This window comes from Rickettsiales bacterium, from assembly GCA_033762595.1.
In the GTDB taxonomy this organism is placed as follows: domain Bacteria; phylum Pseudomonadota; class Alphaproteobacteria; order Rickettsiales; family UBA8987; genus JANPLD01.
Genome location: JANRLM010000077.1, coordinates 1 through 17817, shown reverse-complemented (window position 1 = coordinate 17817; position 17817 = coordinate 1). Strand labels below are relative to the sequence as shown.

Annotated in this window: 18 protein-coding genes; 9 read left to right on the top strand and 9 right to left on the bottom strand. The window is 35.6% G+C overall.

All coding sequences use genetic code 11. The features are described 5' to 3' along the window. Positions 1 to 1635, top strand: a 1635-nt coding sequence (locus tag SFT90_05585) for a class I tRNA ligase family protein (protein MDX1949954.1), incomplete at its 5' end; no start/stop codon positions are given. A 2-nt stretch (positions 1636 to 1637) separates the two neighbouring features. Here the strand turns inward: SFT90_05585 and tolB are convergent. Then, positions 1638 to 2957 (bottom strand): Tol-Pal system beta propeller repeat protein TolB, encoded by a 1320-nt coding sequence (gene tolB, locus SFT90_05580; protein MDX1949953.1) that lies wholly within the window; start codon positions 2955 to 2957, stop codon positions 1638 to 1640. A gap of 273 nt (positions 2958 to 3230) precedes the next feature. Beyond that, entirely contained in the window at positions 3231 to 4424 is a 1194-nt protein-coding gene (locus tag SFT90_05575; GenBank protein ID MDX1949952.1) for an argininosuccinate synthase, read from the bottom strand. 137 nt (positions 4425 to 4561) lie between these two features. Between SFT90_05575 and SFT90_05570 the strand changes: the two genes are divergently transcribed. From SFT90_05570 to nadB, 4 genes are read left to right on the top strand one after another with little or no spacing between them, the layout of a single operon-like run. Further along, a complete protein-coding gene (locus SFT90_05570; GenBank protein ID MDX1949951.1) occupies positions 4562 to 4762 on the top strand; it encodes a DUF2281 domain-containing protein in 201 nt (66 codons plus the stop codon). Beyond that, complete coding sequence (locus SFT90_05565) at positions 4762 to 5145, top strand: type II toxin-antitoxin system VapC family toxin (GenBank protein ID MDX1949950.1); 384 nt, start codon at positions 4762 to 4764, stop codon at positions 5143 to 5145. Before SFT90_05570 ends, SFT90_05565 begins: the two co-directional genes overlap by 1 nt. A gap of 18 nt (positions 5146 to 5163) precedes the next feature. After that, on the top strand, positions 5164 to 5796 hold the full coding sequence (gene nth, locus SFT90_05560) for an endonuclease III (GenBank protein ID MDX1949949.1): 633 nt from the start codon (positions 5164 to 5166) through the stop codon (positions 5794 to 5796). A 9-nt stretch (positions 5797 to 5805) separates the two neighbouring features. After that, on the top strand, positions 5806 to 7413 hold the full coding sequence (gene nadB, locus SFT90_05555) for an L-aspartate oxidase (protein MDX1949948.1): 1608 nt from the start codon (positions 5806 to 5808) through the stop codon (positions 7411 to 7413). Between the two features lie 4 nt (positions 7414 to 7417). Here nadB and SFT90_05550 read toward each other — a convergent pair whose 3' ends face one another. Beyond that, entirely contained in the window at positions 7418 to 7879 is a 462-nt protein-coding gene (locus SFT90_05550) for a hypothetical protein (GenBank protein ID MDX1949947.1), read from the bottom strand. A gap of 111 nt (positions 7880 to 7990) precedes the next feature. Between SFT90_05550 and SFT90_05545 the strand changes: the two genes are divergently transcribed. Then, a complete protein-coding gene (locus SFT90_05545) occupies positions 7991 to 8395 on the top strand; it encodes a hypothetical protein (GenBank protein MDX1949946.1) in 405 nt (134 codons plus the stop codon). A gap of 115 nt (positions 8396 to 8510) precedes the next feature. On the opposite strand, the gene SFT90_05540 is transcribed toward SFT90_05545, so the two are convergent. The 4 genes from SFT90_05540 to rpoH all read right to left on the bottom strand — a co-directional run bounded on the left by SFT90_05540 (position 8511) and on the right by rpoH (position 11054). Further along, positions 8511 to 8933: a lysozyme gene (locus SFT90_05540; GenBank protein MDX1949945.1), complete on the bottom strand. Its 423-nt coding sequence runs from the start codon at positions 8931 to 8933 to the stop codon at positions 8511 to 8513. Positions 8934 to 8976: 43 nt separating this feature from the next. Continuing rightward, positions 8977 to 9399 carry a hypothetical protein gene (locus tag SFT90_05535; protein MDX1949944.1) on the bottom strand — a complete coding sequence of 141 codons (423 nt, stop codon included), beginning with the start codon at positions 9397 to 9399 and terminating at the stop codon, positions 8977 to 8979. Between the two features lie 195 nt (positions 9400 to 9594). Then, complete coding sequence (locus SFT90_05530; GenBank protein MDX1949943.1) at positions 9595 to 9879, bottom strand: hypothetical protein; 285 nt, start codon at positions 9877 to 9879, stop codon at positions 9595 to 9597. A 296-nt stretch (positions 9880 to 10175) separates the two neighbouring features. After that, a complete protein-coding gene (rpoH, locus tag SFT90_05525; GenBank protein MDX1949942.1) occupies positions 10176 to 11054 on the bottom strand; it encodes an RNA polymerase sigma factor RpoH in 879 nt (292 codons plus the stop codon). Positions 11055 to 11197: 143 nt separating this feature from the next. On the opposite strand from rpoH, the gene SFT90_05520 reads away from it, so the two are divergent. Together SFT90_05520 and efp are read left to right on the top strand one after the other, a co-directional pair. Further along, entirely contained in the window at positions 11198 to 12391 is a 1194-nt protein-coding gene (locus tag SFT90_05520; GenBank protein MDX1949941.1) for an aminotransferase class I/II-fold pyridoxal phosphate-dependent enzyme, read from the top strand. A 101-nt stretch (positions 12392 to 12492) separates the two neighbouring features. Then, a complete protein-coding gene (gene efp / locus SFT90_05515) occupies positions 12493 to 13056 on the top strand; it encodes an elongation factor P (GenBank protein ID MDX1949940.1) in 564 nt (187 codons plus the stop codon). 1 nt (position 13057) lies between these two features. Here the strand turns inward: efp and SFT90_05510 are convergent, their stop codons facing one another. After that, on the bottom strand, positions 13058 to 15406 hold the full coding sequence (locus SFT90_05510; protein MDX1949939.1) for a hypothetical protein: 2349 nt from the start codon (positions 15404 to 15406) through the stop codon (positions 13058 to 13060). 170 nt (positions 15407 to 15576) lie between these two features. Then, complete coding sequence (gene purH, locus SFT90_05505; protein ID MDX1949938.1) at positions 15577 to 17139, bottom strand: bifunctional phosphoribosylaminoimidazolecarboxamide formyltransferase/IMP cyclohydrolase; 1563 nt, start codon at positions 17137 to 17139, stop codon at positions 15577 to 15579. 222 nt (positions 17140 to 17361) lie between these two features. Here purH and SFT90_05500 point away from each other — a divergent pair. Continuing rightward, on the top strand, positions 17362 to 17817 hold a 456-nt coding region (locus SFT90_05500; GenBank protein MDX1949937.1), incomplete at its 3' end, for a circularly permuted type 2 ATP-grasp protein.

The window sequence follows — 17817 nt, the reverse complement described above, 5'->3', positions numbered from 1 at the left end:
CTTGAGGAAAATGGCTTTACTGCAAAAGATAAAAAGCCAATCAAACATATGGTTAAATGTGCGGAACGCTCTGGTGCAGCCCTTGAAATAATACCAACTAACCAGTGGTTTGTGAAAGTTTTGGAGCATAAGGAAGCACTCAAAAAGAAAGCACAGGAATGTAATTGGAATCCTGATTTTATGTATAAAAGGATTGAGCAATGGATTGATTCTCTAAGCTGGGATTGGTGTATTTCTCGCCAACGCTATTTCGGCGTTCCATTTCCAGTGTGGTATTCAAAGCGTGAGGGTGAAGAAGGTAAAATTATCTTACCAAAATTAGATCAGCTACCTGTAAACCCTATCACTGATTTACCTGAAGGCTATTCAAAAGATGAAGTTACGCCAGATTTTGATGTAATGGATACTTGGGCAACTTCTTCAATCTCACCACAAATTTCAAGTAAGGGGATTAACCTTGCTCCTAATGTCACCCCGCACTTGTTGCGGGGTAAATCAGAAAACTTCGATCAACCCCGCAATGAATGCGGGGTGACAAATGTCGATGAAAAACTAATCTACGCCCTCAACACTGCACGCCATAAGCAATTATTCCCTGCGGATTTACGACCGCAAGCGCACGAAATTATTCGCACTTGGGCATTTTATACCATTGTGAAAGCCTACCTTCACGAAGATAAAATCCCTTGGAAAAACCTAATGATTTCCGGCTGGTGCTTGGCGGAAGATAAATCTAAGATGAGTAAATCTAAAGGCAATATTGTAACGCCACAATCTATTTTGCAGGAAAACTCCGCCGATGCAATCCGTTACTGGGCTTCAACATCTCGCTTAGGTGCGGATACGGCGTTTTCAAAAGATGTTCTAAAAATTGGCAAAAAGCTTGTGAATAAACTTTGGAATGCCAGCAAATTCGCCTCAATTCATTTCGGTTTGCTTGATAAAAATATCCTGAAAAATCTCCCGGCTAAAAAGGCGGTTGAACAAAATATTATCTTTGAACCGCTTGATAAATGGATAATTTCTAAACTCAGAAAAACCATAATTAAAGCCACTGAGGAGCTTGAATTATATGAATATTCGCTCGCAAGATTAGCGATTGAAGATTTCTTCTGGAAGGATTTTTGCGATAATTATTTAGAAGCCGTAAAAGCCCGAACTTACAATGAGGAAGGCCAAAATCAGAAAAGCAGAATGAGTGCAATTTACTCAATTTATTTCTGCTTAGATGCAGTTTTGAGGCTTTTTGCACCTTTCGTTCCGCATATCACAGATGAGCTTTACAGCCATATTTATTCACATAAATTAGAAGGCAAACCTGCTAATCTGCAATCTATTCACGCGGTTGGAAATTGGGTAGAGGTTGATGAATTTATCGCTGATAATGAAGCTGAAAAAATAGGTGAAATATTTATTGAAAGCCTAGAGCAGATTAGAAAAATCAAAGCTGAAGCAAATGTTTCTATCAAAAAACCAACAATCACAACTATTTCAGCTAGTGATGAAATTATAAATCAGCTAAAATCTATTGAAAAAGATTTTGCGAATGTAACCAGCTCAACTGAAATAATTTACAAGCAATCACTCAACGAAATTAAAATTGAGCTTGAGTTTATTGCAGAGGAAGAAAAATAAATCTATTTACTCAAAAGTGGGCTCCAAGCGGGGTCAGAGGCTTGGGTTGAGGTTTCAATTCTACGCAAATTATAGCCGGTTATATCAACGCTATAAAGAGCCGTTCTGCCAGAAACAGAAGAAGTGCTTGGAGTTTTGCGAGAGAATATAATCACCCTGCCATTAGGGCTCCAAGTTGGGCCTTCATCAAGATAGCTTTCAGTTAAAATCCTCTCGCCACTTCCATCTGGTTTCATAACGCCAATTGAGAATTTTCCACCAGCCATTTTGGTAAATGCAATTAAATCACCCCTTGGTGACCAAACTGGGGTTGCGTATCTGCCTTTGCCATAGCTTATTCTTCTAACATTACTGCCATCAGAATTCATTGTGTATATTTGCTGAGTGCCTTCTCTATCAGATTCAAAAACAATCTTATTCATATCGGGTGAGAAAGATGGTGAAGTATCAATACCAGGGTGATTGGTGATTTTTCTTACCCTTCTTGAGATTAAATCCATCACATAAATATCAGCGTTACCCCGAACAGAAACTGAGAAAATTGCTTGCGTGCCATCAGGGGAAAACCTAGGTGAGAAACTCATTCCGGGAAGTTGTCCTAAAATTTCTTCCCTGCCCGTTGAAAGGTTGTAGATGTTCACGCTTGGTGTCCTAGTTCTATAAGAAAGGTAAATCAGCCTTTGCATTGATGGGTCAAATCGTGGTGTCAACACAAGGCTTCTGCCAGAGGTTAAGAACATTTGATTTGCGCCATCTTGATCCATAATTGCAAGGCGTTTTATTGGTCTTCTCCAATCACCAGTTTCTGCAATATACACAATGCGAGAATCAAAATAACCTTGCTCACCGGTTAAATATTCATAGATTTGATCGGAGATAAGGTGCGAAATTCTTCGCCAGCCAGTTGCTGTTGCTCTAAATGATTTGGCAAGAGTTTGCTTGCCTGTTATAACATCCCAAAGCCTGAACTGAACTTTAATTCTGCCAGCCCCCTCACTTTCAACCATTCCAACAACTAGTGCTTGTGCGCGAATATTTTTCCAGCTTGGAAAATCAGGAATTGCATTAATTCCAACCGATGTTTGAATGTAAGAACCTTTGCTTATAACATTAAAAAGCCCAGAGCGAGAGAGGTTATTATCAATAACACCAGTAATTTTTGCCCCGATGCTAGAAGTTACACTATCAGATCCATTAAAGGCAGGCGTTGCGATGCGAACAGGGTCAAAACTGCCTTGGTTAATATCGATTTTCAAAACTGCAAATGCAGAATTTGAAAATAAAAATACGCATAGAAAAGTAAGGAAATATAATATTCTCATATTGGAAATTTTTTTAGTAAGAATAACTATATTTTTTTTGCAATTGATACAAGTGATAAATTTTTTCTAAATGGGGGCATTGTTAACTAAAGTTAGATTTATAAAAAATTAGATTGTTTCTTTGCATGAATGTCACCCCGTGCTTGTCACGGGGTTAACCATAAAACAGGCTCATAACTTAGGGTTAAAACACTTTTAACCATTAACCCCGCAATAAGTGCGGGGTGACAATTTGTTGTTGAGGAGCTTAAATCTACCCTTAGTTAGTAATGCCTACTTTCTACCCGCACCTAATCTTAATCTCAAAGCGTTTAGTTTGATGAAGCCTTCGGCGTCGCGTTGGTTATAAACTTCATCTTCTTCAAAAGTTACGTGTGCCATTGAATATAGGGAATCCTTAGATTTTCTGCCCACAACATTTACAGAACCCTTGTAAAGTTTAAGTGCAACTGTTCCATTTACATATCTTTGTGATTCATCAATCGCGGCTTGTAACATCTTGCGTTCTGGAGAAAACCAATAGCCAGTATAGATAAGTTTGGCGTATCTTGGCATTAATTCATCTTTAAGATGCGCGGTTTCTCTGTCAAGAGTGATGGATTCAATCGCTCGGTGAGCCTCAAGAAGAATTGTTCCCCCTGGGGTTTCATACACGCCGCGAGATTTCATACCAACATAGCGGTTTTCAACAATATCAATCACGCCAATGCCATTTGCACCGCCGAGTTCATTGAGTTTTGCGAGCAATTTCGCTGGGCTATAACGAACGCCATCAATCGCAACTGGGTCGCCGTTTTCAAATTCAATTTCAATGAAAGTGGCTTTATCTGGAGCTTTTTCCGCTGGAGTTGTGCGGATTAGCATTGAGGAATCATATCTCACCCAAGGGTCTTCAAGCGCTTTGCCTTCATAGGAGATATGCAGTAAATTTGCATCCATTGAGTAAGGCGGTTCATTTTCCTTTGAAGCAGGAACATCAATTCCATTTTTGCGAGCATATTCCAAGAGTTTCGTGCGGGAGTTGAGATCCCACTCACGCCATGGGGCGATAATTTTAACCTCTGGCATTAGGCTGTAATAGCCGATTTCAAAGCGTACTTGATCATTCCCTTTGCCAGTTGCCCCGTGAGAAACCGCATCAGCACCGACTTTCTTGGCAATTTCAATCTGCCTTTTAGCAATTAATGGGCGTGCGATTGAAGTTCCAAGAAGATATTTACCCTCATATAAAGTATTCGCACGAAACATTGGGAAAACATAATCACGAACGAATTCTTCCTTGAGGTCATCAATATAAATTTCCTTTATGCCGAATTTTTCAGCCTTACCACGCACATGAGAGAAATCATCCTCCTGCCCAATATCAGCTGTAAAAGTAACTACTTCGCAAGAATATTCATCTTGCAACCATTTGAGGATAACTGAGGTATCCAGACCACCAGAATAAGCCAAAACCGCTTTTTTAATATTTTGTTTTTTAGACATATTTACTATAATTGTTTATGCGTGTTTTATGAAAAACTACAAATTTTGCAAGGGGTTTATAAACTAGCTTTTAAGTTTAATAAACCTATGCTATAGTAAGAAGGTAAAAGATTAATTTTATGGAAAATTATAGCTTTATTCAGCAGATTGAAAAACTGCCTAAAAATCTTCGTGATGAAGTTAAGGATTTTGTTGATTTCATAGTTACAAAATACGGAAAATCTTATCAGCAAAATAAAGAGAGGGAATTCGGTTATGGCAAGGCTAAAATGTCCTCAGATTTTAATGCTCCTCTTGAAGAATTTAAGGATTACCAATAATGAATATTCTTCTTGATACACATACAATCATATGGTTTTATGATGGAAGCTCTGAATTGTCTGACAAAATAAAAAACATAATAAAAGACTATAACAACACCTGCTATGTATCAATTGCAAGCCTTTGGGAAATAACAATAAAATATAGCCTAGGTAAGCTAAAAATAGAAAAAGGTATAAATGATTTTTTTGAATTTCTAATCAATAATAATTTTTCAATAATACAAATAGATTTTTCACATTTGTTGAAGCTCAATTCATTGCTAAAATTTCACGCAGACCCATTTGATAGAATTATAATATCTCAAGCACTTTCAGAGGGCTTACCAATTGCAACTATAGATAAGATTTTTTCTCAATATGAAGTTCAAATTGAATGGTAAGATATATAATAAATTAGTATGAAAAAAAGCCAAATATCTAAGGTGTTTGAGGTTTTTAAGAAGCAAAATCCCGCTCCAAAAACTGAGCTAAATTTTATAAATGATTATACACTTTTAGTAGCAATCGCACTTTCAGCACAAACTACAGATATTGCGGTTAATAAGGCAACGGATAGGCTTTTTCAGAAAGTAAAAACCCCACAAGAAATGGTGAAATTAGGAGAGGAAAAATTAAAATCTTACATCAAAAATATTGGCTTATATAATGCGAAAGCGAAGAATGTTATTAAGCTTTCTCAAACATTAGTAAAAGAATATAATTCAAAAGTTCCTAGAGATTTTGATTCTCTCAAAAGTCTAGCAGGCGTTGGCACAAAAACCGCAAATGTATTCCTAAATTGCTTTTATAATGAGCCTGTAATTGCGGTTGATACTCACGTTTTTAGAGTTGCGAATCGGATAGGTTTTGTTCAAACTAAAAACGCTGATGAAACCGCAGAAAAGCTCAATAAAATTATTCCGCAGGATTATAAATTATATGCTCATCATTGGTTAATTCTTCACGGCAGATATGTTTGCAAAGCTCGCAAGCCTGAGTGTAAAAAATGTTTAATAAATAATTTATGTTCATTTAAGGAAAAAACTTTATAAATTAAGCCCATGGCTAAAATTACTACAGATATTCTTATTCTAGGTGCTGGGATTGCAGGGTTGACTGCCGCTATAAAAATCGCTGAAAAATTTCCTGAAAAAAAAATTCTTATCCTTAATAAAACTACTGGTGGGGAAAGCAATTCAAAATACGCACAAGGCGGAATTGCAGCCGTTTGGGATAATGAAAATGATAATTTTGAAAAGCATATTTTAGATACAAAAATCGCAGGAGATGGACTTTGCGATGAAGAAATAGTTAGAATCGTTGTGGAAGAATGCCCTGAAAGAATAAAAGAAATCATCTCTTGGCAAGCAAATTTTGATAAAGATGAAAAAAATAAAAACTTCAAATTAACTAAGGAAGGCGGGCATTCTGAGCGTCGAATTTTGCATTTCAAAGATATGACCGGCTTTGAAATTTTGCGAGCCTTAACTGCAAAAGCAAACCAATATAAAAATATTGAAATCTTAGAAAATTACTTCGCACTTGATTTTATAACGCAACATCATTTGGGCTATAATGTAATTAGGGTAACGCCTGAAATTGAATGCTATGGCTGTTATGCGTTGAATAAAATCAATAGTCAGATTGATGCGATATTAAGTAAAGCCACAATTTGCTGCACAGGTGGCGTTGGGCAAGTTTATAAAATCACTACAAATCCAGAGATTGCAACAGGTGATGGCATCGCGATGGTTTATCGTGCGAAGGGCAGAGTTTGTGATATGGAGTTTGTGCAATTTCACCCAACTGCTTTATATAATAAAAATGAAAATGGCTCATCTTTCTTGATTTCTGAGGCAGTGAGGGGTGAAGGTGCGGTTCTCAAAAATCATTTGGGGCAGGAATTTATGCACCTTTATGATTCTCGTTTAAGCCTTGCACCGCGTGATGTTATCGCAAGAGCAATAGATTCTGAAATGAAGAAATATGGCACTGATTTTGTTTATTTAGATGCGACAAAAATCGCTGAAAAATTCTCTAGCCAATTTCCAAATATACTCGCTAAATGCTTGGAATTCGGGGTTGACCCAAGAAAAGATTTAATCCCTGTTGGCCCTGCTTGCCATTATTTATGCGGTGGCATTAAAGTTGATGAATATGGCAGAACCAGCATAAAATATCTATATGCAGCCGGTGAATGTGCTGCAACTGGCTTGCACGGAGCTAATCGCTTAGCTTCAAACTCACTTTCAGAATGCTTAGTTTTTGCCGAAAGAATTTTTCAAGATATTTCAAAAAATATTAATTCCCTCACAATCAAAAATGAAATTCCAGATTGGCAAGATGAAGGCACGAAAACCCCTTCCGAGATGGTTTTAATTACGCAAGCAATTCGTGAACTTAAAGAAATTATGACTTATTATGTTGGTATAGTTCGTTCAAATTTAAGGCTCAAAAAAGCTTTGGATAGAATTGATTTGCTCTATCAAGAAACTGAGGAATTATACAAATCCGCAAAAATTTCCCCGCAATTAATGGAGTTGAGAAATTTAATCACAATCGCCTATTTAATCACAAGAAGTGCAAGCCTTAGAAAGGAATCCAGAGGGTTAAACTTCAACACTGACTACCCAAATAAACTAGAATTTATTGAGCATACTATTTTATAAAAATTTAGTTTTTTTGCTTTTTGGCTTTCTCAGAAGTTTGCTCTAAAACATAAGTTATTAAACTTTCAGTGATGAACTTTGTATTAAGTTTTTTGGCAGTTTGCGTAACCTTTTCAACGATTACCGCAAGAGCTTTTGGACTTAAATTCAAATCTTTTTTCTTGATTAGAGATTTTGTAAGACCGAAAATTTCATAAATTTCTGATTCAGAAAATTCAATTTTTTTAGCGTCTTTATCAAGCTCTAATTTATTCTTAAAAAGATAATCTTCATAAGAATTATAATTTGCAACTTTAGCGATTTTATCTAGCGTTGAGGTTGAAAGCCTTTTATATTCGCCGTGATTTAAGAAACGCGTTAAGGTTGTATCTGAAAGCCCTGCCTTCATTGCAATTCCTGTGTAGGAGAGATCTGTTTGAAGTTTTATATCCTCAATAAATTTCAAATGTTTTCTGCGTAAACTCATAAAAATATACCTTAAGTTGTAATAGGGCTTGACTATCTGCAAAAATGCAGATATTTTGTATATGGCTGTAATTATTGTTTTTCAATACTTACAGAAGAAATATCTGCAAAAATGCAGATATTTTGTATATCAACTCAAAAAAGCAAAATGGGGGCTTTTATGTGCGATAAAAAATCAAATATCAAAAATCATAAGCCAATTTCTGATGTAAAAGATCGCTTCGGCAACACAATCTATAGTAGTTCAACCCCATTAAAAATCATTATTGAAAATAAATATCACCTCAAAAAAAATATCAGCCCAGAAAATGCACTTTGGCAAGCGGTTCTAATCCAAGCATTAGAAGATGCTTCCATTATATCAACAAAATCTAGGAAAAGGAAGTCATACAAGAAAAACGCTATCAACTGGCTTAAAAATGAAGGCTCTGAAAGAGAAGAATTGCAACAAGTTTGCTCTTTTGCAGGGGTGAGATATCAAAAATTTATTAAAATTCTGCAAAATAGCGATTTATAGTTGGTGCTTCTACACTTTAAACCAAGTTTTACTAAATTCGCTTCATACCCGCGTAAGCGGGTATCCATAATTGTATAGATTCCCGCTTTCGCGGGAATGAAATTTTTATGGGGATTCATTGAATAAACAATTCTCTTTCAGCTTTTCTACGAAGAACAAGCCCTTTTAAGATTCTGCCACCTGCATAAATCCATTTCAAAAATTCATCAGCGGCTGAAATTATCTCGCCTCGGTTGATTTTTTGCCGAAGAGTTGAACGCTGCAAAGCCCCAGAACCTAGGTTAAAAGTAAATGAGAGCAAAGCCTCAAATTGATTGGTTTTTAAGGGGATTTTAATCAAACGCAAAATTTGCTTTTGAAACTTCAAACAATCTGAAATTAGTAATTCTTCAGCAAATTCTTTACTTATTGGAGTTTCAAATTTCTCATTTTTTAGCACCACATGGCCATAACCAATAGTTGGTAAACCTGCTGGGCATTTATAAATTTCTGCCGAAAAACCTTCGTAATATTTTATTATTTTTAGGGCGTTTTTCATTTTCGTTCATCGTTAATCGTTTATCGTTAATCGCAATCAAGCATTAACGATTCCTCAATTTCTGCATTGCACGCGAGCCGAAATAGAAAGATATAATTCCGGCGAAAATGGCTTGGTCTTCCTCCTGCCAGATTTGCCAAACAAGCCCACCTTGCACCTGAAAATATTTCACCATGCAATAAAGAATAAAAAAACCATATGCGATAATTGGGCGAACTGAAGCGTTCAAACCATCAATAAATCTCACGCCAGAATTTTGGTTTTGATAAATAATTTTAGCCTCCTCAAGCCCAGAGTTGACCTCAATCACATCAAGTTTTTCCTTATGCCCAGCACGAGCATTTTCCATCTGGAGTTTAAGAATTTCAACCTCATGTTTTTTATCTCGCCTATCTTGAATTTGCTTAAGCAAATCTGGAATTACTGAGGAAATAAAACCAATAAATGAACTTAGTATTGTGAGCATATGTTTAGTAGTTGGGTGTTGGGAATTGGGAGTTGGGTTTTTCTATATAATCCCCTCCCCTGTTTACGGGGGAGGGTAAGGGAGGGGGCATAATTGAAGCAAAATATTATTACTTTTCTCAATTAAAGCCCCCCTCTTAATCTCCCCCCGCAAGCAGGGGGAGAAATATTTTATCTAAGCCATAAGCACTAGAACCTAACTAGGTGGAGTAATAAAAAATTTCTTAATCATATATGGAATTACATAACCGATGATTGAAAATGCAAAGCCGAAGCCAGCTATAAAAGATTTCAGAAAATTATGATATTTAGAGATTTTTATCACCTCTTGGTTGATATCAATTATGGTTCGGCTGCGAGCATCAAGCTGTTCAAAATTACTTTCTAATTTATCAGTTTTATAAGATAATTTTTGAAAAAACTTCTCAATATTATCAAGCTTTTCGGTAATTCTAGCGATTTTAACTTCTAAAGATTCCATAAATTTAATTCTAGGTTCAATAAAATTATGGAACGAAAAATTTAACTATGGAAGGGGGGTTAGTTATAAATAGTAAGCAACTTATGGGCAGATTACAAAGTTAACCATCTTCGCTTCATATCCGCGAAAGCGGATATCCATTGACATATAGATTCCCGCTGGAGTTTACCCCGTGCTTGACACGGGGCGGGAATGAAAAATGGTATGGTTGCATCAATTAAGTTCTTTAACCCCGCAATAAATGTGGGGTGACAATATGAGGTTAATATCTACACTTATTGAACGCTCCCAAGATATCAGCTTGTTTGAAATTGCTTCGCAAGCGGAAGCATAAAATTTTGGAGTTTTTCTAACGCACGATTTTCAATTTGGCGAACTCTTTCACGAGAAATTCCATAAAGATTACTCAAATCATCAAGTGTTTTAGGATTTTCAAGAAGCCTGCGTTTTTTGATAATATCTCGCTCTCGCTCATTCAAATTTTCAAAGGCCTTTGCTAGTAAATTTTTATTAAAATTTAACTCTTGGTTGTTGGCAAGCGTAACTTCCTGATTATCAGATTTATCCTCAATGAAGTTGATTTTTTCATCTTCGCTATCCTCACCCATAAAAGTGTTGAGAGATTGCGTTTTGTTACTCATTAACATATCCATATCACGCACTTCTTCCGCTGAAACATCAAGTGCATCAGCGATTTCATCAGTGTTGGCATCAGACATATTAACGGCAGAAGAATCACCCAGAAGTTGATTTTTTAGCCTTTTGAGATTGTAAAAAAGCTTCTTTTGAGTTGCACTTGAACCCATTTTCACAATAGACCAAGATTTCAAAATAAATTCATTAATTGAAGCCTTAATCCACCACATCGCATAGGTTGAAAGCCTGAAACCTTTAGATGCATCAAATTTTTTAACGGCAGTCATCAGACCAATATTGCCTTCACTAATAATATCGCTGATTGGCAGTCCATAACCCCTAAAAGACATCGCAATTTTAACCACTAATCGCAAATGGCTTGTAACTAACTTGTGAGCGGCGGTTACATCATTATGCTCCTTGAAACGCGTGGCGAGCATAAATTCTTCTTTCTCATCTAAAACTGGAAATTTATTGACTTGCTCAATATAAGCAGAAAGCCCATTTTCTTGAATTGCTGGTAAATTTATTCTATTCATAAGCCCCTCCTGAGGTTATAAATTTTTATAAATGCTATGTAGTATATTTTTACGAAAATGTCAAGATTTCAGGGGTAAAATTGTATTGATGGAAAAATTATTTCTATTATTAAGAAAGGCTGAAGGAATTTTAATCAACTCATATGCCACGCAAACAAGATTTACAAAACACATCGCTTCAAACAAAATTAGTGCGTGCAGGCGCAGCTAGAAGCGAATTTGGTGAGACAAGCGAAGCGATTTTTCTAAATTCAGGCTTTTGTTACAGCAACGCTGAAACCGCTGAAAGCCGTTTTAACGGGGTTGAACCGGGTTTTGTTTATTCCCGATATTCCAACCCATCGCTCAGAATGCTTGAGGAAAGGCTTACCGCACTTGAGAAAAACGCCGAAGAATGTTGCGTGGTTGCAAGCGGAATGGCTGCCGTTTTTGCCTCAATTATGTGTGATTTCAAACCGGGTGATCACATCGTTGCGAATAAGGTTTTGTTTGGCTCTTGCCATTATATCATCAATAATATTTTGGTTCGTTTAGGCGGAAAAGTTACCCTTGTAAATGGTGAAAATATTGATGAATGGAAAGCGGCAATCAATGAAAAAACAACTCATATATTTGTTGAAACCCCAGCAAATCCAAGCCTTGGGCTTACGGATATTGCGGAAGTTGCAAAACTCAGCAAAAAAGTTGGGGCGAGATTTATCGTGGATAATATCTTTGCAGGGCCGATAATCCAAAGCCCGCTTGAGCTTGGGGCTGATGTAACGGTTTATTCAACCACCAAACATATGGATGGACACGGCAGAACACTTGGCGGCGCGGTGCTTGGCTCACAGAAATTTATCACCGAAACTTTAGTGCCATTCCATCGCCACACTGGCCCAGCACTTAGCCCTTTTAATGCGTGGATAGTTCTAAAAGCACTTGAAACTTATAAACTCCGTTTGGAAAAACATTGTGAAAATGCCCAAAAATTGGCGGAATTTTTAGAAGGTCATAAAAATATTGAGAGAGTTTTTTACCCTGGATTAAAATCTCACCCTCAATATTCAATTGCACAAAAACAGATGAAAAATGGCGGGCCAATGATTGCCTTCAAGGTAAAAGGTGGCAAGGCTGAAACCTTCAAATTGTTAAATAATCTCAAAATTATAGATATTTCAAACAATCTTGGTGATGCGAAATCTTTGATAACCCACCCTGCAACTACTACGCATTCCAACATTCCAGAGGCTGAGAGGAATTTAATTGGCATTACTGAAAATATGCTCCGCCTATCTGTTGGCTTGGAAGATGTTGATGATTTGATTAGAGATATTGAATTGGCTTTAGAGAATTAGTGTAAGTGGTTAGTGCCAGTGTAAGTTTTTTTTATTTGCACTCTGCACTTGCACTTTGCACTTGATGAATGTAGTAAGATTCAGAAAAATTAAGGAGATTTATGTCTAAAATTGCAAATGATATTCGCGTTGGAAATATTATTATCCACGAAAAAAGATTATGGAAAGTTCTTAAAACTGAGCATGTAAAACCGGGTAAAGGTGGTGCATTTGTGCAGATGGAAATGAAGGAAATCAAAGCTGGAACTAAGCTAAATCAGCGTTTCCGCTCAGAGGAAACTATTGATGTAGCACATTATGAAATGAAGGATTATCAATATCTTTTCAGAAGTGGAAATCAAATTACCCTTATGGATACTGAAACTTTTGAGCAAATAGAAGTTGATGCTGAGCTTTTCAACGGCACTGATGTTTTCTTGCAAGATGGTATGAATATAGTTGTTGATATTGCTGAAGAGCAAATGATTTCTGCATCTGTGCCAGCAGAGGTAACTTTACTCGTTACTGAGGCTGAGGCTGTTGTGAAAGGGCAAACAGCGGCGGGTTCAAACAAGCCGGCAATCTTGGAAAATGGCGTTAGAGTAATGGTTCCTCAATTTGTTGCAACTGGCGATAAAATTGTCGTAAAAACTGAAAACTCCACCTATGTAAAAAGGGCGGAGTAATTTAGGGTCTATCAATTGTTCGATTTGCGGTTGAAGTATTTTGCGGTGTAATAGTTGGTTTGAATATTTTCCCATTATATTCAAAGGAGTATTCATCTTCATAATTCAAATCTCCAATTCCTCCTTTTTTTAGTTGCCCCTCAATATTTGTTAGATTTGTTTGCTCCCAATTTTCAATTTTATTGTCACCATTATATTGTTTGTATGCATCAACTAATCTCATAAAATCCGTATATGCCTTTTTTGTATCAATAAAATTTTCTGAAAATTTTCCTCGATTAGACTGAGAAAAAATATTATTTTCGATAAAATTTATTAATTTATTTAAATCCTGAATTGATGCCTTATCTTTTGGTTCTATTTTAAGGTTATCTCCTTCTGTTTTTATTTCAAAATTATTTAATAAATCAGGCTCTAATTGATTAATATAATTAGTAATTAATTCTTTTTTATTTTCTAAATTATCACTTAACCCTCTGCCATTTAGCCTAGATTGCAATTTACCAAATTTATTTTGTAAAATCCCTGAAAGCTCTTCTTTTAGAATATCATTTGCAAGTTTACCATTTTTACTAGTTACAAACTCAATTGAGCCAGTGTTTCTTGCATCTTCATCTTTGTTAGGCACATTTGGTTTGGCACTTACTAAAACATTATCTAATTTTTTGCTGAATTCACTAATTAAAGCTTTCTTTTGTTCAGACGAGAAATCTGCTTCATTAATTTTTTGAGTAAATATTTCTAATAAGTCTGTTTTGAAATTTTCTGTTTTTTCCCGAACAATTTTATTAAATTTCTCCTCTGAATAACCACCCCTAGTTGCTATTCTAATCCTAGATAATTCAAAGTGATTTAAGTTAGGATTATTTTTATCTATGCCTTTAATAAAATCATCAAATTTTTTGGATATATTCTCTTTAGTTTCTTTATCAATATTAACTGACTCATCAATTTTTGATATTCCATAAGTCGCTTCTCTACCTAAATAAACCAAAGCTCTTGCTGGCGTTGCTAAAAACTTATACATATTCAGCATTGCATTTTCAAATAAACCCAATTTTTCATCATTCTGGATACCAACCTCTCTTTGAAAGTTTGGATTGACCATATCAAGACCAGTATAACTAATTCCCAAGGCATCTGCTTGTGATCTATATGTTTCTACCTCAGATGTTTCTATTTCTGGCTTTTTTTGTTCATCGGTATTTTTACTTTTTTGTTTTTGCTTTGCTTTTGTTCCTAATTTATTTTTCGTTATTGGTTCTGCTTCTTTCTCTTGTTTTTCTTTATCATCTACCCAGTTACGAAAACCTTTATCAAATAAATTTTGCTTTTCAGATTTTGGCTTTAATTTTTCAACGGCATCTTTAATTTCTTTTACTTCTTGAATTGATGCATCCCTATGCTCTTTATATAAACCTTGTGGAGTGGCGATATTGCCATTTTCATCTCTAACACCAGCATAAGAAACACCAACGCTTGACGGGAAATTAAAATCCCTATTTTCCCTAGTAATTGTGAATTCGTTTGCACTTGCCGAATCTCTTGTTTGAGAGGAATCTTTAATATAAGGTGCTAAAATAACAAGACCACCAACCTCTAAAACTCCATTAGTAAGATTTGCACTTTCTAAAATCCGTTGACTCTTAGCGTTACTCCAAGTTTGTTCTGGTTTTTCACCTAAAATTGATTTAATTTTACTTTTTTTATCTGTGTCGCCCAATAATTCTGCTATCTTTAGAGATCTTCTCAACGCTAAATCAAAATTATAAATTAATGCTTGTTCTTGGGCTGAATATTTGCTTGATGTATTATCTTTAGTTTTATTAAATAGAATTTGAAGATCTTGAGGTTTAGACAGATCAAGATTATCTTTAGAATCTTTATCAGTTACATCAGCAAGTTGTGGAAAGAATTTAATATTTGATTTTCCTTTGATTTTTTTTAGAGCATCTTCAACTCCAGCCTCTAACTCAGATTCATTAAATTGAAATCTAAACTCAATTTTAGTTTTAGGATCATAAGGCTTTGATTCGGTAATAAATTCAAATACACTATTTTCATATAAACTATTTGCAGAATATGTTTCTTTATCAGAAGCTTGTTTTTCTGGGGATTTAGTAATTTGTTTTAGTAAAACCTTTGCATTTTCTTTATTTGGATTTTTGGAATCATTTCTAATCTTTTCTAGAGATGTTTTTATATATTCAAAAGCTGCCTCTTGCAGTTCTGGCTTAACAACCAAACAAAATTTACTTTTATTCCATTTTCCTGATACAACTCCTTGCTCAAGAGCATTCTTAATTGCAATATCAAGTTGTGTCTTATCTTGTGGCGATAATTTATCCATAAATTATTTATGCTTAATTATCACTATTATATCAAATTTTAGTTAAAAAAGGGTTAATTCTTTAGGGCTTTGCTTAAAAACCCTATCAAAATATGGCTTTTACATTAAAAAAAGAAGAGATTAGATAAATTAATATGAGCTTTTCTATTTCTGCTTAATCTTAAATATCATCAATGCCTGAAATGCCTGATGCCGGTGAAAACCATTGCGATGTTGTTTTTATCTGCGGCTGCGATAACTTCTTCATCACGCACTGAGCCACCCGGCTGAATAACCGCCGTTATGCCCTCAGCCGCACCAGCTTCCAACCCATCAGCGAATGGGAAGAACGCATCAGATGCAAGCACAGAGCCAGCCGCACTTTCAGAATTTTTATTCACCTCACGAGCCTTCCAAGCACCAATTCTGGAAGAATCAATTCGGCTCATCTGCCCTGCCCCAATGCCGATTGTAGCTAAATCTTTCGCGTAAACTATCGCATTAGATTTCACATGTTTGCAAATTGTAAATGCAAATAGCAAATCCTCCATTTCTCTTTCTGTTGGCTTACGTTTTGTAACTATATTTAGATTGTTCAAATCAAGCACAATATTATCTTTATCCTGCAACAAGAAGCCTGCTTTAATCGCCTGAATTCTCTTTTCAGAAATTTGGTTTGCGTGTTTAATATGACCAATTTCAAGAACTCTTAAATTCTTTTTCGTGCTGAAAATTTCAAGGGCTTCTTTAGTGTAAGAAGGCGCGATAATCACTTCACAGAAAATTTTTGCAGCTTTTTCTGCGGTTTCTTTATCAACCTCTCTGTTGAAGGCAAAAATTCCACCAAAGGCGGAAACTGGATCACAATTAAGGGCTTTCTCAAAGGCTTTTGCAAGATTTTCTGAGGAAGCAACGCCACACGGGTTATTATGTTTTACAATCACGGCTGATGGCTGTTGAAACTCAGAAACCAGCTCATAGGCGGAATCTGAATCCAAAATATTATTATAGCTGAGTTCCTTTCCTTGCAGAAATTTTGCATTTGCAACTGAAGGAATTGTATTATCATTAATATATATAGCGGCTTTTTGATGAGGGTTTTCACCATATCTGAGAATTGATTTTCTTTCCGCATTAATTGAAATTTTTTCAGGAAATTCAACACCAAGCTGATTATCAAACCAAGTTGCGATTGCGGAATCATAACTAGCGGTTCTAGTAAAAGCCTCACCTGCTAAGGCTTTTGAAACATCTTCAGGTATCGCATTATTATTGTTTTTCATTGTTTCAATGATGCCAGAATATCTCTCAGGGTTCACAACAACTGCTACAAATTTATGATTTTTTGCTGCCGAGCGAATCATTGAAGGCCCGCCAATATCAATATTTTCAATGGTTTCCTCAAATGAAGCATTTTTTTTTGCAGTTTCTTCAAACGCATAAAGATTCACAATCACCATATCAATTTGCTCAATATCGTGAAGCTCCATAGCAGATAGATGCTCTTTATTATCGCGAACTCCAAGCAATCCGCCGTGAACTTTCGGGTGCAGAGTTTTAACTCGCCCGTCCATAATTTCAGGAAACCCAGTAAAATCAGAAATATCTTTCACCTTTATATTATTTTCTTTAAGAATTTTTGCCGTGCCACCAGTTGAGATAATTTCAATTTTTTGGCTATCTAAAAATTTAGCAAAATCTACAATTCCAGTTTTGTCCGTTACAGAAATTAATGCGCGTTTTATTTTAATCATTGTAAATAGTATTTTGACATTTCAACTTCCTTATAGTTAAGTATTATCAAATTAAAATACAAAAATAATGGGGTTGAAAGAAGGTTTTAATTATTGTCACCCCGCACTAGTTGCGAGGTTAATGGTTGAAAGCTTTACTAATCCTAACAATCAAGCATGTTTTTAATTAGCCCCGCAACAAGTGCGGGGTGACAATATATTCAATAGACACCTTTAATAAATATGGTTTTTGAAAATTACAATTCTGGCAAATTTTATGATGAGCTTTTTGATGAGAATAACAAAGCCCGTCAATCTGCATTGCCATTAGTTTGGGGGCTTTCTCACCTTAAACTTTCCGAACTTAGAAAAAAGCAAGAAGTTGCAGAAACATTACTTATGCAAATGGGCGTAACCTTCACGGTTTACGGCGATAAACGCTCCACTGAAAAAATTATGCCGTTTGATATTATCCCTCGTATAATTCCCGCAAGTGAATTTGATTACATTGAGAAAGGCTTAAAGCAACGCATTCACGCCTTAAATTTATTCCTTTCTGATTGTTACGGCGAGAAAAAAATCTTCAAAGATAAAATTATCCCCGAAGATTTAATCTTCAAAAGTGAGTTTTACATTCCTCAGCTTGATGGCTTCCGCCCGCCAAAAGATGTGTGGGTGCATATTAGTGGCATTGATTTA

Excerpts from the sequence above, each read along its gene's own strand:
- tolB (MDX1949953.1), bottom strand. The coding sequence starts at position 2,957 with ATGAGAATATTATATTTCCTTACTTTTCTATGCGTATTTTTATTTTCA.
- SFT90_05570 (MDX1949951.1), top strand. The coding sequence starts at position 4,562 with ATGGAAAATTATAGCTTTATTCAGCAGATTGAAAAACTGCCTAAAAAT.
- SFT90_05565 (MDX1949950.1), top strand. The coding sequence starts at position 4,762 with ATGAATATTCTTCTTGATACACATACAATCATATGGTTTTATGATGGA.
- nth (MDX1949949.1), top strand. The coding sequence starts at position 5,164 with ATGAAAAAAAGCCAAATATCTAAGGTGTTTGAGGTTTTTAAGAAGCAA.
- nadB (MDX1949948.1), top strand. The coding sequence starts at position 5,806 with ATGGCTAAAATTACTACAGATATTCTTATTCTAGGTGCTGGGATTGCA.
- SFT90_05550 (MDX1949947.1), bottom strand. The coding sequence starts at position 7,879 with ATGAGTTTACGCAGAAAACATTTGAAATTTATTGAGGATATAAAACTT.
- SFT90_05545 (MDX1949946.1), top strand. The coding sequence starts at position 7,991 with ATGCAGATATTTTGTATATCAACTCAAAAAAGCAAAATGGGGGCTTTT.
- SFT90_05540 (MDX1949945.1), bottom strand. The coding sequence starts at position 8,933 with ATGAAAAACGCCCTAAAAATAATAAAATATTACGAAGGTTTTTCGGCA.
- SFT90_05535 (MDX1949944.1), bottom strand. The coding sequence starts at position 9,399 with ATGCTCACAATACTAAGTTCATTTATTGGTTTTATTTCCTCAGTAATT.
- SFT90_05530 (MDX1949943.1), bottom strand. The coding sequence starts at position 9,879 with ATGGAATCTTTAGAAGTTAAAATCGCTAGAATTACCGAAAAGCTTGAT.
- rpoH (MDX1949942.1), bottom strand. The coding sequence starts at position 11,054 with ATGAATAGAATAAATTTACCAGCAATTCAAGAAAATGGGCTTTCTGCT.
- SFT90_05520 (MDX1949941.1), top strand. The coding sequence starts at position 11,198 with ATGCCACGCAAACAAGATTTACAAAACACATCGCTTCAAACAAAATTA.
- efp (MDX1949940.1), top strand. The coding sequence starts at position 12,493 with ATGTCTAAAATTGCAAATGATATTCGCGTTGGAAATATTATTATCCAC.
- SFT90_05510 (MDX1949939.1), bottom strand. The coding sequence starts at position 15,406 with ATGGATAAATTATCGCCACAAGATAAGACACAACTTGATATTGCAATT.
- purH (MDX1949938.1), bottom strand. The coding sequence starts at position 17,139 with ATGATTAAAATAAAACGCGCATTAATTTCTGTAACGGACAAAACTGGA.